This is a genomic window from Lyngbya aestuarii BL J (assembly GCF_000478195.2).
Classification (GTDB): Bacteria; Cyanobacteriota; Cyanobacteriia; order Cyanobacteriales; family Microcoleaceae; genus Capilliphycus; species Capilliphycus aestuarii.
In genome coordinates this window covers 228,419-248,421 of sequence record NZ_AUZM01000001.1, presented here as the reverse complement: position 1 = coordinate 248,421, position 20,003 = coordinate 228,419, and the positions used below count along the sequence as shown (strand labels likewise).

The following is a 20,003-nucleotide window of genomic DNA, read 5'->3' as shown; positions in this document are numbered from 1 at the left end:
GTTCCGGGGGTTCCGGGGGTTCCGGGGGTTCCGGGGGTTGGGGGGGTTCGGGGGGTTCCGGGGGTTCCGGGGGAGATGGAACTGTTAACTGAAAACACTGCCGAACCCGGAGGGTGACTGGTGACTGTCAAGGCTGTAAACTGTAAAAATCTAGTCTTATTTGGTGCAGAACTCACAGAATGTCTCCACAAATCACCCCTCGCTCTGAAATTTCCAATTCCGCGAACACCAACGCCCAAACCCAAACTCGCAAAGCCGATCACTTGCGGATTTGTTTGGATGAGGATGTACAATTTCGACAACAAACCAATGGACTTGATCGCTATCGCTTTACTCACTGTTGTCTACCCGAGTTGAACCGCGATGACATTGATCTGACGACTTCTTTTTTAGGTAAAAAACTACAAGCCCCTCTACTCATTTCATCGATGACAGGAGGAACCGCCCAAGCTAAAATGATTAACCAACGCCTCGCGATCGCCGCCCAACAGTTCAACATTGCCATGGGTGTCGGTTCTCAACGGGTAGCGGTTGAAAATCCTCAAGTTGCCGATACTTTTGCGGTGCGAAGTCTGGCGCCCGATATTTTATTATTTGCGAATTTAGGGGCTGTTCAGCTTAACTATGATTACGGTTTAGAACAATGTCAGCGCGTTGTTGATCTTTTAGAAGCGAATGCTTTGATTTTACATCTCAATCCTCTCCAAGAATGTATTCAAACTGAAGGCGATACAAACTTTCGCGGACTACTTGACAAAATCAAAACACTTTGTACAAAACTCCCAATTCCAGTGATTGCCAAAGAAGTTGGAAATGGCATCTCAGCAACGATGGCGACAAGGCTATTAGAAGCGGGTGTAGCAGCCATTGATGTAGCGGGGGCGGGGGGGACTTCTTGGGCAAAAATCGAGGGAGAACGGGCAGCAGATCCCTGTCAAAGACGCTTAGGAGAAACCTTCGCCGATTGGGGTTTACCCACTGCTGAATGTATTACTCGAATTCGGATGATTAATTCTAATGTACCGTTAATTGCTTCGGGAGGACTTCGTAACGGTTTAGAAGTGGCCAAAGCGATCGCTTTGGGGGCTGATTTAGCGGGGTTAGCATGGCCGTTTTTACAAGCCGCAGCCGAGTCAGAACAGGCTGTTTATCGCTTAGTGGAGATTCTCAAGGCTGAGATTTCAACGGTGCTTTTTTGTACGGGAAATCCCACGTTAACAGAGTTGAAACAGTCGGGTGTTTTAGAACAAATTCGGGGTTAAGGGTGTTAGGCTTTCATAAAGCGAGCGCGATCGCGGCGACTTGACCCTCCTGATTATCACTTTTTCTCTATGCAGTTGCCAGGAATGGAAACAATTTTTCAGGTCATTAATATCACTTTTTTTTCAATGAAGTTGAATGAATGGATCAGTTGAGTGATTAACATTCTGGCTGCTACCGAAAAGACTGAACAAGATTTTAAGATCAAATTAAGCATCCGTTGTGATCGCAATTCGATCAAACCGCTTTGTCTGTTAATCGCTCAAATCAGTGAAGGACAACCTGAACACGTCAGCGATCGCTTAAGCTATGATCAACTTATCTCTATTTGTCAAGTTCTACAATTCATTGAGAACAGTCAAATCATCACCCCTTCCAAAACGCTCCAATCCTGACGGTTAAACGGATAATGAAAGACTTCCTAAAATACACCTTTGCTAGCTTACTTGGAAACCTTCTAGGACTCGCCCTCATGGTCACGATGGGAGTCGGAGGATTAATATTTTTAGTGATGGCAGCCGCGACCCAAGACTCTGGCCCGCAGGTGAAAGATAAATCTGTCTTAGTCTTTGATCTGTCCTTAAATATTACGGATGCCGATCCAGAATACAATACCAGCGAACTCTTTCAAAAAGCCCTTGCAGAAGATTCTCTCAATCAAATCAAACTTCGGACAATTTTAGAAGGGTTGGAAAAAGCCAGTCAAGATGATCGCATTGTGGGACTTTATCTCAAAGGAACCAGTAATCCGACAAGTACAGGTTTAGCAAATTCCACAGAAGTCCGACAAGCGCTTGAAAAATTTAAAGAGTCTGGTAAACCGATTATTGCTTATGATTTAGACTGGACAGAACCCGAATATTATTTAGCTTCTGTGGCGAATACGATTGTGGTTAACCCTTTGGGTTCGGTTGAAATGAACGGACTCAGTTCAGAAATTATGTTCTTGACGGGGGCGTTAGAAAAGTTTGGAATTGGCGTACAAGTGACACGGGTTGGAAAGTACAAATCAGCCGTTGAACCGTTTTTACTGAAACAAATGAGTTCGGAAAATCGAGAACAAACTCAGAAGTTACTCGATGATATTTGGGGTAAATATATTACAACAGTTAGCCCCAGTCGTCAGTTAAATGCGTCTCAGCTTCAACAAATTGCGGATGGACAAGGAATTTTAATGGCACCGGAAGCGGTAAAAAGTAAATTGGTTGACAAGGTGGCTCATTTTGATGAGGTAATTGTTGATCTCAAAAAGCTGACGGGTGAACCGGAAGATGAGGATAAAATGTTCCGTCAAATTAGCATTAATTCCTATGCAAAGATGCCGGAAGTTATCAAAGTCAATCGAGGAGATGTTAATAGTAAAAATAAAATCGGAATTATTTACGCAGAGGGAAGTATTGTTGATGGCGAAGGTGTTGGAGATCAGATTGGGGGCGATAGTCTAGCCAAAAAGCTGCGAAAATTACGGATGGATAATGAGGTTAAAGCAGTTGTTTTACGGGTGAATAGTCCGGGTGGAAGTGCAACAGCTTCAGAAATTATTGGTCGAGAAGTCGAACTTTTACAAGCACAGAAACCCGTGATTGTTTCTATGGGAAATTTTGCGGCTTCGGGTGGGTATTGGATCTCAATGGCGGCGAGTCAAATTTTGGCAGAGGCGAATACGATTACAGGTTCGATTGGGGTGTTTGGAGTGTTGTTTAATATACAGGATATCGCCAATGAGAATGGGGTGACTTGGGATGTGGTAAAAACAGGTCGTTATGCAAATATAAACACGGTTTCGCGTCCGAAAACACCGGAAGAATTAGCGAGGATTCAAAAGGTTGTTGATGCGATTTATGAACGGTTTTTAACTAAGGTGTCTGAGTCAAGAGACCTCCCGAAGTCGAAAGTGGTCGAAATTGCTCAAGGACGAGTTTGGTCGGGTGTACAGGCGGAAAAAATTGGTCTAGTCGATCAAATTGGGGGGATACAAGATGCGATCGCAGCGGCAGCAGAACAGGCAAAATTAGAAGATGACTGGAAACTTGAAGAATATCCAGAAGGTGAAACTTTTGAACAACAAATTTTAGAAACGTTTATCGGAGGAGAATCTACTCAAGCTTCATCAACACTTGATCCGATCACGCTGGAGTTTTTGAAGTTACGAGAAGAATTAGCACAATTAAAAGCATTGAATGATCCCCGAGGAATTTACACTCGTTTACCGTTTAATTTGCAGATTGATTAATTCTTATCGAGTTCGTTTTGCTGTTTTAAGGACTCTAATTTTTCGAGGTTGTCTTCATTGTGATTCTGATTTCCGTCGGCGATGGCTTGGGGACAACTCCAACTACTGGGAAGTAAAGACGGCCATCCTCGACGAATGGCTTCAATACAAACCGCATGAACTGTCAGTTGACAGTCGAGTAGATGTACCCCGGCTTTGTCGGCTTGTTTTTGACCGATTTTTAGGATAGACTCATCACTAAATTCAAAGGTGTTATAGCACTGAACACAAACCAGATGGTGATGCCGACGGCCTTGGGCTGTAAAGAGTTCATAGTGTTTGTGGCCTTCGGCGAGTTCGAGTTCCCGCAAAATGCCGATATTGGTCAGTAGGTGTAATGTTCGGTAGACCGTCGAGAGGCTAATATTTTCTCCCTGAGTCTGTAAGAAGCCATGAAGTTCTTCTGCACTTAAATGTTTGCCTTGAGGAAGACTGTGAAACACTTGCAGAATTTTTTCTCGCTGCGGAGTTAAACGACAGCCTTTTTGGTTTAGCTCAGATTTGATAGAGCGATTGTTGTAAAACGCCATATTGTTGGAAGCTTGAATAGATCTCATAGTCCCTGCATGATCGATCTCTATTTTGACTATAAACTTATTGAAAGTATTTTGCAATACTATCGATCAGATCAACGGTCACAGGCGATTTTAACAATCGCTTAAAAGAACGATCAAGTCTAGGCTGTAAGCACAATCAGTAATTTGTACTGAACTCTCGATAATAGACTCTATGGTGAGAGAAAATTCTTAATCTAGGATTAATCACCTAACTGCAAAAAACTATCAAACAAATCTTCAACCTTAGCCCTGATCCCTCGTTTTTTTGTCAAGGCGTATTATTACTCAGAGAGTGGACTCAGAGATCTTGTCCTCAGTCCGATTAAAATCCCTATATTTTATTCCGTTCATCTATTCAGTTAATCTTACTCAAGACAAAAAATTGACTTCTTAACTTTTATCAGTTGTAGATGGAGTTTTGCTGATCTTAGTCGATTTTTTCCGCTTTTTAGCTGTGGGATTTCCTCCGGGAACAACTGCTTTTTGGATACCACTACCGGGTGTTTGACGAGTTGTTTTAAAGGTCACATTCATCCCGTCGTTAGATTGTTCTAATACTAATAATGGAGTCGGTTTAGCCTTTTGATCCCATTGAATTTGGACAATTCTCCCTTGAATTGTGGGTTGCCAATTTTCCCGATCATCAGAAGGACTGAGGTAAGTTTCTAAACAGTCAATAATTTGATTGATTGTCGTTGAAGTTGCTTGGGTCGGGAGTTTCATCAGCCTAATTTGAATGCGAAATAAGATCCGTTTTTTACTAACATTTCCCTGTCCGGTTTCATACTCTACATCAAACGTCGAATCAACTTGGCGACCTGTTCCAGCATTACTTTTTTCTCCCACAGCCGCTTGAGTTGGACGCAAAGCCAAAGCAATTTTCTGTTTAACTTTCATCTTGATTTGAACAATAATGGCATAGTGAAAAACATCCTCTGCCATTCGCATTCTAAGGTAATCTAAGTTAAACTCTCGCGAGTGAATAAGGTCAGGATTTTTCTCCATTTTAGAGATTGTTCCGACTGCCAATTTATATTTTTTCTGTAACTCTTTATTTCTAAACTGCTCCATTCTCAGTTGCTTGTCTAGATCTTGAGTTTTTAACTTAAACAAAATTGAGAAAACAATTAAAATCAGCAAGAGTATTCCCGATGCCCCCATCCAAATCATCTCGGGTGTGATAGACGGAGATTGAGTGGCACTCGGATCAGCAGGTGAAGCTTGAGCAAGTTGGGTTTCTGTATGGATAACTGACGCAGACATAAGCTTTAATTAATAAAAAAGGCTCCAGATTTTAGTCTCAATACTATTGTAATCTGAGATTTCCGAAGATTGGATATTTCTACATCTCAAACAGACAAATCTATAATAAACTGGGTGAGTAGATGCAAAACTCTGCACATTTCCCCCAAAATAAACATCAATTGAGTGAAGGGTTGTTAACAAACACTCTAAACAACACCTGCACCAAACCCTATCATAGATGTAAATTTTCTGATAGCGTTAGGATAGAGATATTTAGATTGAGCAAATTTTTTTGAATCTGACTACCTGGTTGTGACTTACGAACCCCTCCACCACAAATATCGTCCGCAAACCTTTGCTGATTTGGTTGGTCAGGATGCAATTGCGACGACACTCACCAATGCCATTCATCGGGGGCGTATTGTTCCAGCTTATCTGTTTACCGGGCCAAGAGGAACGGGAAAAACCTCTAGTGCGCGAATTTTAGCCAAATCACTCAACTGTTTGTCAGCCGATGAGCCAACGGCTACTCCCTGCGGAACTTGTGCCGTTTGTCAAGGAATTACCAACGGTTCGACCCTAGATGTAATTGAAATTGATGCGGCGAGTAACACCGGAGTTGATAATATTCGGGAACTGATCGAACGCGCTCAATTTGCACCTGTTCAATGTCGTTACAAAGTCTATGTTATTGATGAGTGTCATATGCTCAGTGTGGCGGCGTTTAATGCGTTGCTCAAAACCTTAGAAGAACCACCCGAACGAGTTGTTTTTGTCCTCGCGACAACCGATCCTCAACGAGTTTTACCGACGATTATTTCGCGCTGTCAACGCTTCGATTTTCGTCGTATTCCTCTCGAACCTATGGTTCAACATTTACAATTTATTGCTGAAAAAGAACAAATCCCCATCACGTTAGAAGCAATAAAAATGGTTGCTCAAATTGCTCAAGGTGGACTCCGAGATGCAGAAAGTTTACTCGATCAATTAAGCTTACTTGCGGGTGAAATTAATGTTGAACAGGTTTGGGATTTAGTGGGTGCTGTTCCTGAACGAGATTTACTCGAACTTTTAAAAGCAATTGCCTCTGAAAAAAGCACCGATATTATTGATTATATTCGTAAACTTCTCAATCGAGGACGAGAACCCCTAATTGTTCTACAAAATTTAGCTGAATTTTATCGTGATTTACTTATTGCTAAAACTGCACCTCAACGTTCCGATTTAGTCAAATTAACTCAACCGACTTGGGAAGAACTTTGTCAGTTTGCTGATCATTGGGAAATCCCAACGATCTTAGCCGCTCAAAAATATCTCCGTGAAGGGGAACCTCAAATTAAAAATACCACCCAACCCCGTTTATGGTTAGAGATTATTTTACTCGGATTATTACCCTCTGCACTTCGTTATTCTGCACCATCTACCCCTCAACCCACCGCTTTATCTAAACCTTCGATCACCCCTTCATCACCTCCCCAAAACTCACCCTCTACCGCACCGTTACCGACTCCGCCACCGCCACCTAAATCCGAAGAAAAACCCGTTGTAGAACCCTCTCCAACTGTCGCTAATCAACCGTCTGAACCTTCCCCAGAAATACAGGAAAATCATCTCGAAGAAACACCCACACCTACATTTTCTGCTAATACAGAAGACTATGATCTTGAGGATATTTGGCGGCGAGTTCTGGAGGAACTTCAACCCCCAGCAACCCAGGCTTTATTTCGTCAGCATGGACGTTTATTGGGTATGGATACACAAGTCGCCTATATTGGGGTTCCCACTCAAAAATTACTGAAAATAGCACAGGGAAGAATTTCTAATGTTGAAGCTGCATTTAAACAGTTATTCAAACATTCTATTAAAGTTCGTTTAGAAGTCGGAACCAAACCGAAAAATCTTTCCTCCCCAAAGGCGGCTTCTCCCGAACAAATCGAGAATCAACAAACAGCATCTCCTGAAATTGTTGTTAATCCTTCTCCAGACACTCCTCAACCCAATGAACAACCGAATGAACAATTTTCTGCAACTCCTTCGCCAGAATTCCCAGGGGAACCGTCACCTGTGGAACCTGAGTTAGAATCCCCTATTTCTTCTGTTGAAAATTCTCCTCAATCCCGAGAAACTCCTCCTTTCAATTCGCCCTCATTTTCTCCTCAAGAAATAATCAATTCTCATCCTTTAGAAGAAGATCGGGTTGCAATTGCTTCTCGACAACTAGCAGAGGCTTTTTCTGGAGAATTGATGAATTTAAAGGATCAAAAAGATTCAACCGCGTTGCAGAATTTTTCTGGGATTATAGAAGAAGAAAAATCGGATTTTGAAGCCAATATTGATTCAGACGAAGATCAGACTGATGACAGTGACTTACCTTTTTAGCCGTTGATGTTCAGAGTCAGGGACTTTCTCAGGGAGTTCTCAGTTAAAGTTCAGTCCGAATTCAGTCCACTGAAGTTGAATAGAAGTGAGGGATAGATTAATATTTTAATCAAGTTTATCTATTAAATTTGGGTTAGATTAGATTGAGGTTATAAATTTTAAAGCTTAATAATACAAGTATGACTAATTTGAGATTCAAATATTTTGATCAGATCAAAAATAGGAAGATTTTACCGACAGCTTCTTTGAAATTTCAACTGACGCTAGGAATTACCATTTTTTCGGTGTTGAGTTTAGGAAGTGTGACGACTTGGACGAGTTTGAGAATGCAAAAACTCTTGGTTGATAGTCATAAATATAAAATTGAGGAGATGGCAAAAAAGTTTTCCCATGAGGTTACGGTTTATAGTGATATGATGTCTCGGGATGCAGCAATTCAGCGAGTGATTGAGAAGCCAGAAGTCAAAGAACATTTAGTTTGGATTCGAGATAATAATGGTGAAATCATTGCTGAATCAATGGGATTTCAAGAAGATATTAATCCTCAAACCCATGCTCAACTTTTAGAGTATACAAATATGCCCTTGAAGCCAAAGGTTGCTCTGATTAGTGATCGCTATTGGATTGCTTGTGGAGGGCCTTTAAAGCTTTCCAATCAACATTTAGGGAAACTTTATTTAGTGACGGATATTACCCGAGAATATACAATTTTTTTATCAATTATTTATAGCTTGATTCCATTGACAATCTTTGTAACGTTAGTATTAGTGATTATCAGTGCTTGGTATATTCGCAAATCTTTAGAACCTCTACAAAAAATGAGTCAGCTTACTGAAACAATTTCGGCGGATGACTTGTCGGATTATCGTTTGAAGTTAGAACAAGCACCCAGTGAAGTGTCGATGCTGGCTAATACTTGTAATAAAATGCTAGATCGGTTGTCAGAATCTTGGGAACAACAGCGACAATTTGTGAGTAATGTTTCCCACGAGTTACGAACTCCGTTAACGATTGTTCAGGGATATTTACAAAGTACATTACGCCGAGGAAATAACCTCACTCCTCCGCAACGAGAAGGCTTAGAAGTTGCTGCTAATGAAGCGGAACGTACCATTCGTTTATTACAAGATTTACTCGAACTCGCCCGCGCAGATCATGGGAATCTTCATTTTCAAATTGAACCCTTTGAAGTGAATAGTTTACTGTTAGAAGTGCGAGAAATGGCACAACAATTTAGTCAAGGTCGAGTTCGTCTCGAACAAATTCCAGGAACGATTCAGATTAAAGCTGATCGCAATCGTCTGAAACAGGTTTTACTCAATTTAATTGATAATGCGATTAAATATTCTGAACCCGAACAGCCGATTACACTAAAAGTAAAACAGACAGACAAGAAAGTTTATTTGAGTGTTTGTGATCAAGGACAAGGTATTCCTCTCCAACATCAAAGCCGTATTTTTGAACGATTTTATCGGGTTGATGAAGCTCGAACTCGTGCCGGAGGAACGGGTTTAGGGTTATCGATTGTCAAAACCATTGTTGAAGGAATGGGAGGTCGAGTTACATTGCTTTCTAAACCCGGAGAAGGAAGTATATTTACAGTGATTTTATCGGGTTTTTAGTCTATTCTCGTAATACATATCCCACACTCCGAATAGTCTGAATCAGGCGAGGTTCTCCTTCTAATTCTAGCTTTATTCGCAGATAACGAACATAGACTTCAATAATATTAGAATCTCCCATAAAATCATATCCCCAAACTTGTTCGAGAATTTGATTCCGAGTCATAACTTGACGGGGATGACTCATTAAGTATTCGAGTAAATCATATTCTTTAGCGGTTAAATCAATTAAACGATTGGCGCGTCTGACTTCCCGAGTTTTCCTATCTAAGCTTAAATCATAAAAGGTTAATAAGTCGGCGTTGGGTTCTTGGAGATGACGAATATGCACTCGAACTCGTGCTAAAAATTCTTCCAAACTAAACGGTTTAATGATATAATCGTTAGCACCCGAGTCTAAACCCGTAACCCGATCGCTGACTTCATCTTTAGCCGTTAATAAAATAATCGGCACATGATTATGACTTGTTCTTAAACGCCGACAAATTTCGATTCCTGATAATCGAGGCAGCATCCAGTCTAAAATGATTAAATCGGGATTAGATTCTCTGGCTTTGACTAATCCATTCATCCCGTCTTGTTCGACTGTGACTTCGTATCCCTCATAGGTTAACTCTTGTTTGAGAAATTGAGCGAGTGCTTCTTCGTCTTCAACGAGTAAAATTTGGGTACTCATCGGATTTTTATTAATCTAAATTATAGAGTGGTGAATGAAACTTAACTTTTCGAGAAAATGCTAAGATTTTCAATTTCACATCCTAACAAATTTGAGGACTTAATCCTCGAAAAAAAAGTGAGGGTTGCCAAATTTAGGCTTTTCGTCTAAAATATTAGGTATATAGTATTGTGGGCTTACTATACCTACTGCGTCAAACTCTTGATCAAGATCAATCCTTAAGACCCCAAACTGATTGATTTGTGACTTAAAGCTGACAAGAATCGAGACGTTCAAACACCTCAAAAACCACCACCCGAGACAAAGCAATACACCACCACACTACCCACCACGCGAACCCAACAGGAAGATGACCTTGAGGCGATCGCAAATCAAAAACCAGGTCATCGTAGTCTAACCATTGTCCCTCTTTTCGCCACCCTAAATAATCCCCAAAATGGGCTTCAGAGATAGATTCTTTCTGATTGATCAAACTTTCCCAGATTCGTTTTTGTACAGAAAACCCAAAATGTCCGCGACTATACTCTAGCCAGAGTTGATTAATCGTGTAGAGGTCTTGACAAGGAAAATCACGAACGGCATAGAGATCAAGATAACCTGCTTTTTCCCGTTGAGCGGCAAGCAACATCACCCGAGTCGTTTCTTCATCGGCCTCTCGCCATTGTCTAGCTTCTAAAAGATTACGAAGCGGAGTGTAATTAATTTTCCGCTCAGAGTGCAGTCTCTCTACACTTGTAGAAGTCACAATTAAACTTCGAGAAGTAGAACTCTCTTGCTCCGCTGGATTTTGAGATGCAGTATTGGCAGAGTCAATCGGTGAAATTTGTTCTAATTCTTGTAACTTTTTCCAAATCCTTCTCGCCCAAGCAACTTGCTGAGTCTGACGGTCTTGAAAATCAGGTGGACAGGGCGTTAAATCCCAACCACAAACCGAACAAAATAAAACATTTTCCGGTTGATCTTCATTTTGACAAACAGGACAGAGATACATTAGATTAAATTGAGTCCATGCTAGATTCGCCTCACTCCCACCATTTGGAATCAGAGTCGTTTGCTCAGACAACGCCTTCACCTCCCAAAAGAGTTAAAATCACGATCATCCTTCTCCCTTAATCAGTCTAGACTGGAGTGCTTCAGCAAAACTTATACATCCAATTTAGCAACAGAGTCAGAACTCCTCTGAGACAACTAGGCAAACTTGCCAATCAGAGTTAAAGTAGAAACAATTTTTCCGGTGGGAATTTTCCCAAAAGCCGATGAAACTGTCAACTGTTGTCTCTATCTCCATCCCTCTACCTGAGCGCCCCAGAGAGAACAGTTTGAGAACTGACCACTGACAGGTGACAAAATCGTTCATCTAAACTCTAGAATTGAAGTGCTTCTCTCTATCGACCTCCTATGCAACCTGCCATTCCACTCGGAACAGTTCTGCAACATCGCTACCGCTTGATCGATATTTTGGGTCAGGGGGGGTTTGGTCGTACTTATCTGGCAGAAGATCAAGGACGCTTTAACGAACGCTGTGCGCTTAAAGAATTCATTCCCCCAACGACTGAAAATTATGCTTTCGAGAAGTCCAAAGAACTGTTCCACCGGGAAGCCCAGGTTCTCTACCAAATTAAACATCCCCAAATTCCTCAATTTTGTGCAGTCTTTGAAGAAAATCAACGGCTATTCTTGGTTCAAGACTATGTAGAAGGGAAAACCTATCACACCCTACTCAACGAACGGAAAAACGCCCCTCCTGGCTTTCCGACGACCTTCTCCGAAGCGGAAGTGTTGCTCTTTTTGCGACAAATCTTACCCGTCCTTGATCATATTCATAGCCTGGGGATTATCCATCGGGATATTTCACCCGATAATATTATTTTGCGACAACGGGATCAACTGCCTGTTTTAATCGATTTCGGTGTGGTGAATGCTTTAGCAACTCAAATTCATTCTAAGGGAGGAACATTACCCCCTGTAACCCGGGTCGGAAAAATAGGTTACGCCCCCTTTGAACAGTTACAAACTGGAAATGTTTCTGCTAGTAGCGATCTCTATGCGTTAGCGGTGACAACCATTGTCTTGCTAACGGGTCAAGATCCTCATCTGTTACTCGATCAAGCGAATCTAACTTGGAATTGGCAACAGGCGGTAACTGTGCGTCCTGCTTTTGCTCAAATAATCAACCGGATGCTGAGTCGTCAACCGGGCGATCGCTATCAGTCTGCGGCTGAACTTGAACGGGCTTTACAAACTCTCAATCCGGTTGCGGCAACTGCTGCAACGGGTTCATCTACTGTGAATTTATCGGAGATGAAGACAGTGGCGGTGGGAAACCAGCCTCTAGTCAGCAGTCCAGCCAGTTCCAACCCCAATCAAAAAAATCCCAGTATTCCCACAAATTCGCCGAGATCCTTTTGGGAAAATCCTTGGGCGATTATTGCAACGGGGATGGCGGTTGCTTTGCTAACGGGTTGGGGATCGGTGGCGTTAATTCGCAGTTTATTAACCTCTGATGAAGATCCCTCGGGCGATCAAACTCCCAGAGTGGTGATTAGCCCCAGTCCGTCCACACCCAGTCGCACTCTTGAACCAATGCCTACTCGCACTCCGAGGTCTAGACCGACTCCCAGACCTGAACCGACTCCAACTCCCGAACCGATTCCTGAACCGACTCCCGAACCGATCACTCGCCGCTTAGAGGTGTATGCTGATGGGCCGGAAGTGGTCAAAAAAGGATCTGTCACAGCCAGTCAGAAAACGGATTATATTATCTCTGCTGAAGCTGATCAACAGCTTTATGTCACGGTGTCTGGAGAGGGAGTGTTATTCAATCTCTATGATCCCAAGCAAAATGCAGTTGCTCAAGAGGTGTCTTTATGGCAGGGAACAGCCTCTATGGGGGGTGAGTATATTGTGGAGTTACAAACGTTACCGGGATTTTCCAAAAGCGATTATATCCTAGAGGTGAGTCTGATTAATACTCTCCCTCCCATTGTTCCTGAACCGGAACCCACTTGGGAACCCGAACCGGAACCAACCTGGGAACCCATACCCGAACCGATTCCTGAACCGACTTGGGAACCGGAACCCTTACCTGAACCGATACCTGAACCCATACCTGAACCGACTCCGACTCCGACTCCGACTCCGATTCCGGAACTCATTCCCGAACCAACTCCGAGTCCTGAACCCATACCCGAACCGAGTCCTGAACCGACTCTCGAACCCGAACCCGAACCCGAACTGATTCCGGAACCCATACCGGAACTGACTCCCGAACCGACTCCCGAACCGACTCCCGAACCAGAACCCAAGCCGGAAGAACCTCCAAAATCTTCCCAGGAACCCAAAATTCCAATTGTTCCGAAACCTGAATCTCCTGTCGAAGAATCATCGGAACTTGAACCGACTGCCTCTCCTAAACCCGAACCGAAAGAACCAACTTTTTTTCCTGAAATAGAAGAAGAAGCCGGAGAGGAGAATATAGAGAATAATGATACGGGTTGAATCTATTTTTCTAAATCTCAAACATTAGTTTATTTCCAGTTTATTTCTTTAATCAATTAGATCTGGTGAGCAATGATTATGATGAATTCACTTCTGATTTCTGGAACTGATACAGAAGCAGGTAAAACTGTATTAACAACCGCTTTAATTGCTTATTGGAAAAAGTATTGTTCCTCTCAAAATTTAGGGGTAATGAAGCCCTTACAGTCGGGGGTTGGCGATCGCGAATTGTATAGTCAACTTTTTGCACTCGAACAGTCACCCGAAGAAATTACACCCCTTTATTTTGAAGCCCCTTTAGCCCCGCCGATTGCAGCCGAACAAGAAGGACGTCGAGTCGAAATCGAAAAGGTTTGGGCGGCTTTTTGTAATCTCCAACAACAGCGAGATTTTATTTTAATTGAAGCAGTGGGCGGTTTAGGTTCTCCAATTACCCATGAATTAATTGTTGCAGATTTAGCCCGAGATTGGCGTTTACCGACAGTTTTAGTGGTTCCTATCCGGTTGGGGGCGATCGCCCAAGCTGTTTCTAATGTGGCTTTAGCGCGTCGTATGGGAGTTAATCTCAGAGGAATTGTTCTAAATTGTGTACAACCTTGTAATCAACAAGAAATTGAGAATTGGAGTCCAACTGCTTTAATTGAATCGTTAACTCAAATTCCCGTTTTAGGCATTATACCTTATCTTGAAAATCCCCATGATGTTAACCAACTCGCTCAAGTGGCGACGAATCTAGACCTAGAACAATTATTACCCCGTTTGGCTTTAAAAGCTTCTGTAGCCCTGTCTTAAAATTCTAACTCTGAAGCTGAAGAAGATACATGAGTTAGAGTTTGATGGGCGATTGCTTGCAGGGTTGATAGAGGAACTTCACAGAAATATTTACGACGAAATTGTTCTTCTTGAATCGCGGCTAAAAACTTTTCGACTAAGGCATTTTCAGCTTCAGTTGTTTCTTGATTGTCTATTTTACGCATATAAAATTCACGATCACGGTGTTCAATTTGAAATCCTAGTTGTTTTAAAATATCAAATCCAAACCTCAAGGCTGAATCTCCAATTGTTAAGGTTTGCTGTAACTTTTTACGACTCACTGATTTTTCAGTTCGACTTAAGTATTTGGCAATTCCAATCAGTCTTGTCCAAATTTCTCTCGATGAAATCTCCGGTTGAAGTTGATAAGCCAAAATTAACCGATGTTGAGGATCAACTAAACGTCGAAACCAGATTCGCAACTCCTCCCAACTTGTCGGACAATCTTTAATCATCAAAGGCTTTATATCTTCATTTAAAATATCTTTTTCAGAATGATTGAGATGACTATTTCGTTGGTCAATAATACAATCGATTTGAGGAAAAATGGGGTTTGAAGGGGTATTTTCAACCGGACGAACCTCTAACAATCGCACTTCATAACGTTTTTTAAACGTATTAAAATCAAGTTCTACTACCACATCACAACGATTTTCTGGAACTTCATCTTTATAATGACCCCACCACACCCCCGGAAACCCCTCTGTTACAGACTCATCCCACAGTTCAAATGTAGTTTTAATATAAGAAACTTTCTGACCTTTAATATCTTTTTCATTTTGATTCCAGGGATTGCTAAACCAACAATTTTGGATTAAAATATGAGGAACAGGATTTCCCATTCCACAAGGTTCTAACAGTTTTAACTCCTGAAACAAATCTCGTCCCAACTCCGCCACCGTACAAACCAAATCCACTTGTAAAATTGGTTCCAATCCGCCACCGGGAATCTGTTCTATTTGTTCGCGCAGTTGACGGTTAATTGCCTCTGTAAACATCGGAATATTTTCGACAGGTAAACTCAAACCTGCTGCAAAAGGATGACCCCCAAAGCGATTTAATAAATGGGCTTGACCTTTGACTAATTCATACAAATCAATTTGATTAACAGATCTTGCCGAACCTCTCGCCAAAAGCTGATAATTTTCTTCTATTTTTAACCCTTCTGTGGGGAAATCTTCTGTTGATAAATTGACCCCAATATCGGTACTTAATAAAATCGTAGGTCGTCCGTATTCTTGGGCAACTTGACCCGCCACTAACCCTAAAACTCCGGTTGGCCATTGGGGATCACTCAACACAATTACACAAGTAGTTGATAAGTCGAGTTGGGAGAGTTTTTTCATCACATCTCGACTGACTTCTCGCTGAAGCGACTTACGGCGAGTATTGGCTAATTCTGTTTCTAAAGCCAACTGATGACAGCGTTTTTCATCTCGGCTGGTGAGGAGTTCGACACAAAAACGGGCATCTCCATGAATCCGACTCACGGCATTAATTCGAGGGCCTAAACCAAAGGAAATATCAGTCGGACGATCTCCGGTTCGTTTACACAAACTCAATAATTTTCCCACTCCTGGACGAGTTGGATTTTGCTGTTGTTTTTTGAGTTGTTCAATCCCACATTGGGCGAGATAACGACAATCTCCAGTGAGTTGAACTAAATCAGCAATTAAACCAATTGCCACTAAATCCAACAGATTTTCTAAGGGTTGTTCGGGAATATCTGGTAAGGTTTTGTAGAGGGCTTCAACAAGTTTATAAGCAACAGCAACCCCAGACAAATGATACATCGGATGCTGGGGGGATAAATTGCGAGGATTAATAATCGCAACCACAGGCGGACGTTCGGGCGGTAAGGTATGATGATCGGTAATAATTACATCAATTCCTAACTGTTTGGCGTATTCAATTTCAGTAATATTTGTGCTACCCGTGTCGCAAGTGACAATCACCTTTACCCCTTGTTGGGCTAATCCTTCAATTCCGGCAATATTGAGGCCGTGAGACTCCGTTAAACGATTAGGAATGTAGTAAGATAAACAAGCTGAGGCGTCGTCTGTGGGTTCGGCAAGCCTTCCCGCTTGGTTAAAAAACTGACCCAAACCTTCCCACAATACAGCGGTTGCGGTAATTCCATCGGCGTCAAAATCTCCCCAAATCGCGATCGCTTCATCACAGTTTCGGGCAATTACTAATCGATTCACCGCCCATTTGATCTCCGATCCAAACTCAAACGGACTACTTGGTTTGTACTTGTTAACATCGAGAAAAACTGCTAATTGTTCCGGGGTTTGAATTCCCCGAGACATGAGTAATTGAGCGGCAAAACGTCCGTCTATTTCGGGGATATGGTGACGAAGTGCAGGAACCATCCAGTCGGGAATCTCAACAGTCGGCTGAATTTGCCACATTGGAATGATGTTTTAATTTAATTTAAAATGGGGAAAGAAAAAAAGGAATTTCACATTTAGATGGGGATTTCTTCAATTTTAGCGAAATTTGGCAGTTTGTTCACGTTGAATTCCTGAGATTCTCCAAAGTGATCCTCCGTTTCCTGAATGCGTTGACAACGAAGGGCAAATGAGCAAGATTGACAAGATCTGCTGGAGATTTCGACTTGGGGAAAGGGTTCGCCTTGTTCGTAGCGTTGGAGATATTCGTCGAGTTGGGTGATCAGTTGGGTGAGATCCTGTTGGGTTTGTTGATGTTCTTGGCTATTGTAGGAAAGGGGTAAATATTGGGGGCCAGAGTTTTTATTCCCTCGCACAAACCAATAGGTCATCGAAACGTCTTCGGGTAAGTAATTACTGGTTTCGACTAACAAATAAAGATAAAGACGAGTTTGCCAATTCTTGATCAGATGATCAGAATTTTGAGGACGAGGATAGGTTTTCCAGTCGATAATTTGAGCCTTTTTTTGATCGGCGATTAAGAGATCATAAATGCCCAGGATAAGATGACCTCGAAAGTTTAGAGTTCGTTGATGTTCGGCTTCTCGAAAGGTTTGATCGGGAGAATTGGAATCAGAATTAAACAGATGAGGTGCTGCTTGAATTAAGGCTGTTAAGTCTTGTCCGAGTTGAGGATTTGCCGCAATTAATTGATCGAGAGGTAAGCCTAATTCTCGCTGCTGCATTAATAGGTGAAAGCGATTTCCCCAAATGATTCGTTCTTCTTGATCGGGGGAAGGCGGAGAAATCAGTTGATCTAAATAAGTCTGTTGAAACCGACGCGGACACACTGACAATGTATTGAGTTGTTTCTGCGAAAGTTTCATCGGCGGAGTTGGAGACTAACAAATATTATTTTTTCTCTGTTCTAATTGTAATCTTTTGGGGGGACATTTGTTCAGCGATCGCTAAATTTGAGTTAATTTTTTTGCAAATAGAGGGATCTCAATAATTGTCACCCTGAGTGAAATGAAGGATCGATGAGAGAGTCTTCACTTCCCCAAGAATGACATTTTATCCCCTACTTAGGGGTTTGATTAGTTGTGACCATAGGGATCTCGACAGCCTGTATAAGCGACTTGTAGTTCTTCTGCGGCATCTTCCGCTAAACCTTGCTGTCGTTGAAGAACTTGTTCTCTAAAGCGTCTAGCGCCAGCACGAGTGGTTGCACCTGTACTATCGAGTACCCAAGCTTGATCGCCGATTTTGTACTTGAAATAACAGACAATATCTTGTTCTGTGACTCGAATGGCTAGGGCGGGTAAACTCAGGTTTAATCCTACAAAAACCAGTGCAATACAACTGATTAACTTGTTCATGGTGTTCTCTCTCAAAGGATTAGCTGATCTTTAACCAATAAACTATTATTAATCTTAAGTTAACCTTAGCATAATCTAATATTTTTTTAAAATAGTTTTATATTGATTTCTTGAAAAGTTAAATTTTAGTCAACGATCTTTATTTTTTATATAAATTAAATTTGATATAAATTTATAGTAAAAACTTAGAGTTCAATTATTTTAAGTGTAATTGAATACCAAAAATACAAAATAAGCTTACCCAATTGAGTAAACTCATCTTTAAACACTCTAATTCAAAGAAAAAACTGTATAAAATCAATCAAAAACCATTTTTAATCAATTAATTTTGACCCCAAGGATCACGACACCCTAAATGAACAATTTCTAACTCTGATCCCGTTGACTCGGCTTGACTTTGGATACCCTCAATGATTTTGTTTCGTGTCTTTTTAGCATCCAAACGGGTTGTTCCACTAGCATCACCCATCATCCAATCTTCATTAGCGAACTTATAGTTAAATCGACAAAAACATCATTTTCTACCCCAGTTTGGGGATATTGAGCATTTGCAGGTTGGCTCGGAAACAGACTGATACCGATTGCAGCCAGTGCGACTAAACTAAATCGCTTTTTCATGGTTTTCTTGAGGATAAATATCTCTCTTGTACTGTTCAATTCTTACTTTAAGAGAAGATTATGAGAACAGATTAAACCTGAAGTGAACTGAGATTGAGGTAAAGATTAATTTTGACTGAATTTTACCAACGGTCCGTGCCGTCTCCGTCGTTTTACGGTGAACCAGTGCGGTAAGCGCGGTTACGCCTGCGTGGAGCAACTGGTGAACCCGAAGGGCGGAGTAATCTGTGACTGAGATTGTTTTCAGAATTTTGAATTGGTGTTAAAAAAAATTTAGAGAAGTATAGATCTATACGGACAATCAACCGACTCAACTGCTACCATATAACTAACCTAGCAATACCGAGCATAATATTACACTTAGCTCGCTCCTTGGGGTGGGCTTTTAATAATTTGGGTTATGACTCTAGAGCAACAAATCTGATAGAATAATTTTGGTAAAATTCGGATTCAAACATGAAATCAGACGCTCAAAGTACCCAAGGTGCAGATGCAGTAGATCGAGCGATCGCCCAGGGAATTGATTTAGATGGAACTCCTATTCCTCAAGACAAATTGAATCTCTACAATCAAGTCATGGGGTTAGAAGCTGGACGTCAGCGTAGTGGAGTATCGAATACAATGCGATCGCGGATTGTGCGGATCGGTGCGAAACACATCTCTCAAGAAGAACTCAATCAAATGCTAACTGAAGCGGGGTTTGAAGGGCTGAAACCCAAAGAAATAGCATTTTATTATGCAGCGAAGTCTTAATCTAAAATTCTCGAAATTTAGGGCGCAAACTGAACGCGCCCCTAGAAATTGTAGCCTATTCAAGCTGAATGAGTGGCTGTTTTACAGGGAGTTTCCGCGTGGGAACGAGGACAAGTTTCTAAGTCTTCTGAAATCGGAGTTGTGGAATTTAAACCAATCCAACTTTCGATCACATCGGGATCAAAGCCGACTCGATAAATTTCTTCCACTAAAATTAAAGGACGACGAATTAACAAAGGATCAGCGATCATTAAATTTAAGGCGGCTTCTTCATTGAGTTGACTGGGATCAACTTCGCCAGATTTAATCCGAGGTGCGCTGCTATTAAACCAGTCTGTTACAGGTAAATCACCGAAGAAAGGACGTAGTTTTTGGGGTGTCCAAGATTCAGTTAAGAGGTTACGAGCGTCTAAATTGTGGCCGGCTGATTGTAGTAAGGCTTTTTGCTTCGTGTTATTTTTACATCCGGGTTTTTCATAGAAAATAACATTAGCCATAATTCATACTCCTGGCATTTATCTATAATTTACAATTTGTT

The 20,003-nt window shown here is 41.6% G+C and carries 17 protein-coding genes; 7 read left to right on the top strand and 10 right to left on the bottom strand.

Annotation, left to right across the window (positions count from 1 at the left end):
• The first annotated feature begins 179 nt into the window (after nucleotides 1-179).
• Both fni and sppA read left to right on the top strand, forming a co-directional pair.
• Nucleotides 180-1,262: a type 2 isopentenyl-diphosphate Delta-isomerase gene (gene fni, locus M595_RS01015; protein ID WP_023063872.1), complete on the top strand. Its 1,083-nt coding sequence runs from the start codon at nucleotides 180-182 to the stop codon at nucleotides 1,260-1,262.
• A 407-nt stretch (nucleotides 1,263-1,669) separates the two neighbouring features.
• Complete coding sequence (gene sppA / locus M595_RS01005; RefSeq protein ID WP_023064032.1) at nucleotides 1,670-3,493, top strand: signal peptide peptidase SppA; 1,824 nt, start codon at nucleotides 1,670-1,672, stop codon at nucleotides 3,491-3,493.
• On the opposite strand, the gene M595_RS01000 is transcribed toward sppA, so the two are convergent.
• A complete protein-coding gene (locus tag M595_RS01000) occupies nucleotides 3,490-4,089 on the bottom strand; it encodes a Fur family transcriptional regulator (protein WP_375339226.1) in 600 nt (199 codons plus the stop codon). The two genes, sppA and M595_RS01000, sit on opposite strands and share 4 nt — an antisense overlap.
• A gap of 390 nt (nucleotides 4,090-4,479) precedes the next feature.
• Nucleotides 4,480-5,352 carry a hypothetical protein gene (locus M595_RS00995; RefSeq protein WP_023063975.1) on the bottom strand — a complete coding sequence of 291 codons (873 nt, stop codon included), beginning with the start codon at nucleotides 5,350-5,352 and terminating at the stop codon, nucleotides 4,480-4,482.
• Between the two features lie 294 nt (nucleotides 5,353-5,646).
• On the opposite strand from M595_RS00995, the gene M595_RS00990 reads away from it, so the two are divergent.
• Entirely contained in the window at nucleotides 5,647-7,713 is a 2,067-nt protein-coding gene (locus M595_RS00990) for a DNA polymerase III subunit gamma/tau (RefSeq protein ID WP_023063958.1), read from the top strand.
• A 179-nt stretch (nucleotides 7,714-7,892) separates the two neighbouring features.
• Entirely contained in the window at nucleotides 7,893-9,335 is a 1,443-nt protein-coding gene (locus tag M595_RS00985) for a sensor histidine kinase (protein ID WP_023064047.1), read from the top strand.
• Nucleotide 9,336: 1 nt separating this feature from the next.
• Here M595_RS00985 and M595_RS00980 read toward each other — a convergent pair whose 3' ends face one another.
• Both M595_RS00980 and M595_RS00975 read right to left on the bottom strand, forming a co-directional pair.
• The gene (locus M595_RS00980; RefSeq protein ID WP_023063878.1) at nucleotides 9,337-10,011 is read right to left on the bottom strand and encodes a response regulator transcription factor; all 675 of its coding nucleotides are present in this window, start codon (nucleotides 10,009-10,011) and stop codon (nucleotides 9,337-9,339) included.
• 247 nt (nucleotides 10,012-10,258) lie between these two features.
• A complete protein-coding gene (locus M595_RS00975; protein ID WP_023063981.1) occupies nucleotides 10,259-11,074 on the bottom strand; it encodes a GUN4 domain-containing protein in 816 nt (271 codons plus the stop codon).
• A gap of 335 nt (nucleotides 11,075-11,409) precedes the next feature.
• On the opposite strand from M595_RS00975, the gene M595_RS00970 reads away from it, so the two are divergent.
• Both M595_RS00970 and bioD read left to right on the top strand, forming a co-directional pair.
• On the top strand, nucleotides 11,410-13,509 hold the full coding sequence (locus tag M595_RS00970; RefSeq protein WP_023064001.1) for a serine/threonine-protein kinase: 2,100 nt from the start codon (nucleotides 11,410-11,412) through the stop codon (nucleotides 13,507-13,509).
• 78 nt (nucleotides 13,510-13,587) lie between these two features.
• The gene (gene bioD, locus M595_RS00965; RefSeq protein ID WP_203418978.1) at nucleotides 13,588-14,301 is read left to right on the top strand and encodes a dethiobiotin synthase; all 714 of its coding nucleotides are present in this window, start codon (nucleotides 13,588-13,590) and stop codon (nucleotides 14,299-14,301) included.
• On the opposite strand, the gene recJ is transcribed toward bioD, so the two are convergent.
• From recJ to M595_RS30935, 5 genes are all read right to left on the bottom strand, one after another.
• Nucleotides 14,298-16,736 carry a single-stranded-DNA-specific exonuclease RecJ gene (gene recJ / locus M595_RS00960; RefSeq protein WP_023063924.1) on the bottom strand — a complete coding sequence of 813 codons (2,439 nt, stop codon included), beginning with the start codon at nucleotides 16,734-16,736 and terminating at the stop codon, nucleotides 14,298-14,300. The two genes, bioD and recJ, sit on opposite strands and share 4 nt — an antisense overlap.
• 56 nt (nucleotides 16,737-16,792) lie before the next feature.
• Nucleotides 16,793-17,602, bottom strand: coding sequence for a PD-(D/E)XK nuclease family protein (locus M595_RS00955; protein WP_023063980.1), 810 nt, complete (start codon nucleotides 17,600-17,602; stop codon nucleotides 16,793-16,795).
• Nucleotides 17,603-17,812: 210 nt separating this feature from the next.
• Nucleotides 17,813-18,094 (bottom strand): hypothetical protein, encoded by a 282-nt coding sequence (locus M595_RS00950; RefSeq protein ID WP_023064036.1) that lies wholly within the window; start codon nucleotides 18,092-18,094, stop codon nucleotides 17,813-17,815.
• A 322-nt stretch (nucleotides 18,095-18,416) separates the two neighbouring features.
• Nucleotides 18,417-18,566, bottom strand: coding sequence for a hypothetical protein (locus tag M595_RS30940; protein ID WP_161809797.1), 150 nt, complete (start codon nucleotides 18,564-18,566; stop codon nucleotides 18,417-18,419).
• Nucleotides 18,563-18,712, bottom strand: coding sequence for a hypothetical protein (locus tag M595_RS30935; RefSeq protein WP_023064053.1), 150 nt, complete (start codon nucleotides 18,710-18,712; stop codon nucleotides 18,563-18,565). Before M595_RS30935 ends, M595_RS30940 begins: the two co-directional genes overlap by 4 nt.
• A 456-nt stretch (nucleotides 18,713-19,168) precedes the next feature.
• Between M595_RS30935 and M595_RS00945 the strand changes: the two genes are divergently transcribed.
• A complete protein-coding gene (locus tag M595_RS00945) occupies nucleotides 19,169-19,465 on the top strand; it encodes a small RNA NsiR4-regulated ssr1528 family protein (protein WP_023063936.1) in 297 nt (98 codons plus the stop codon).
• Nucleotides 19,466-19,524: 59 nt separating this feature from the next.
• Here M595_RS00945 and M595_RS00940 read toward each other — a convergent pair whose 3' ends face one another.
• A complete protein-coding gene (locus M595_RS00940; protein ID WP_023063991.1) occupies nucleotides 19,525-19,962 on the bottom strand; it encodes an ArsC/Spx/MgsR family protein in 438 nt (145 codons plus the stop codon).
• Between the last annotated feature and the right edge of the window lie 41 nt (nucleotides 19,963-20,003).

What these genes read in the sequence shown, in the direction of transcription:
- fni (WP_023063872.1), top strand. Translation starts at nt 180, where the DNA reads ATGTCTCCACAAATCACCCCTCGCTCTGAAATTTCCAATTCCGCGAAC.
- sppA (WP_023064032.1), top strand. Translation starts at nt 1,670, where the DNA reads ATGAAAGACTTCCTAAAATACACCTTTGCTAGCTTACTTGGAAACCTT.
- M595_RS01000 (WP_375339226.1), bottom strand. Translation starts at nt 4,089, where the DNA reads ATGAGATCTATTCAAGCTTCCAACAATATGGCGTTTTACAACAATCGC.
- M595_RS00995 (WP_023063975.1), bottom strand. Translation starts at nt 5,352, where the DNA reads ATGTCTGCGTCAGTTATCCATACAGAAACCCAACTTGCTCAAGCTTCA.
- M595_RS00985 (WP_023064047.1), top strand. Translation starts at nt 7,893, where the DNA reads ATGACTAATTTGAGATTCAAATATTTTGATCAGATCAAAAATAGGAAG.
- M595_RS00980 (WP_023063878.1), bottom strand. Translation starts at nt 10,011, where the DNA reads ATGAGTACCCAAATTTTACTCGTTGAAGACGAAGAAGCACTCGCTCAA.
- M595_RS00970 (WP_023064001.1), top strand. Translation starts at nt 11,410, where the DNA reads ATGCAACCTGCCATTCCACTCGGAACAGTTCTGCAACATCGCTACCGC.
- bioD (WP_203418978.1), top strand. Translation starts at nt 13,588, where the DNA reads ATGATGAATTCACTTCTGATTTCTGGAACTGATACAGAAGCAGGTAAA.
- recJ (WP_023063924.1), bottom strand. Translation starts at nt 16,736, where the DNA reads ATGTGGCAAATTCAGCCGACTGTTGAGATTCCCGACTGGATGGTTCCT.
- M595_RS00955 (WP_023063980.1), bottom strand. Translation starts at nt 17,602, where the DNA reads ATGAAACTTTCGCAGAAACAACTCAATACATTGTCAGTGTGTCCGCGT.
- M595_RS00950 (WP_023064036.1), bottom strand. Translation starts at nt 18,094, where the DNA reads ATGAACAAGTTAATCAGTTGTATTGCACTGGTTTTTGTAGGATTAAAC.
- M595_RS30940 (WP_161809797.1), bottom strand. Translation starts at nt 18,566, where the DNA reads ATGATGGGTGATGCTAGTGGAACAACCCGTTTGGATGCTAAAAAGACA.
- M595_RS30935 (WP_023064053.1), bottom strand. Translation starts at nt 18,712, where the DNA reads ATGAAAAAGCGATTTAGTTTAGTCGCACTGGCTGCAATCGGTATCAGT.
- M595_RS00945 (WP_023063936.1), top strand. Translation starts at nt 19,169, where the DNA reads ATGAAATCAGACGCTCAAAGTACCCAAGGTGCAGATGCAGTAGATCGA.
- M595_RS00940 (WP_023063991.1), bottom strand. Translation starts at nt 19,962, where the DNA reads ATGGCTAATGTTATTTTCTATGAAAAACCCGGATGTAAAAATAACACG.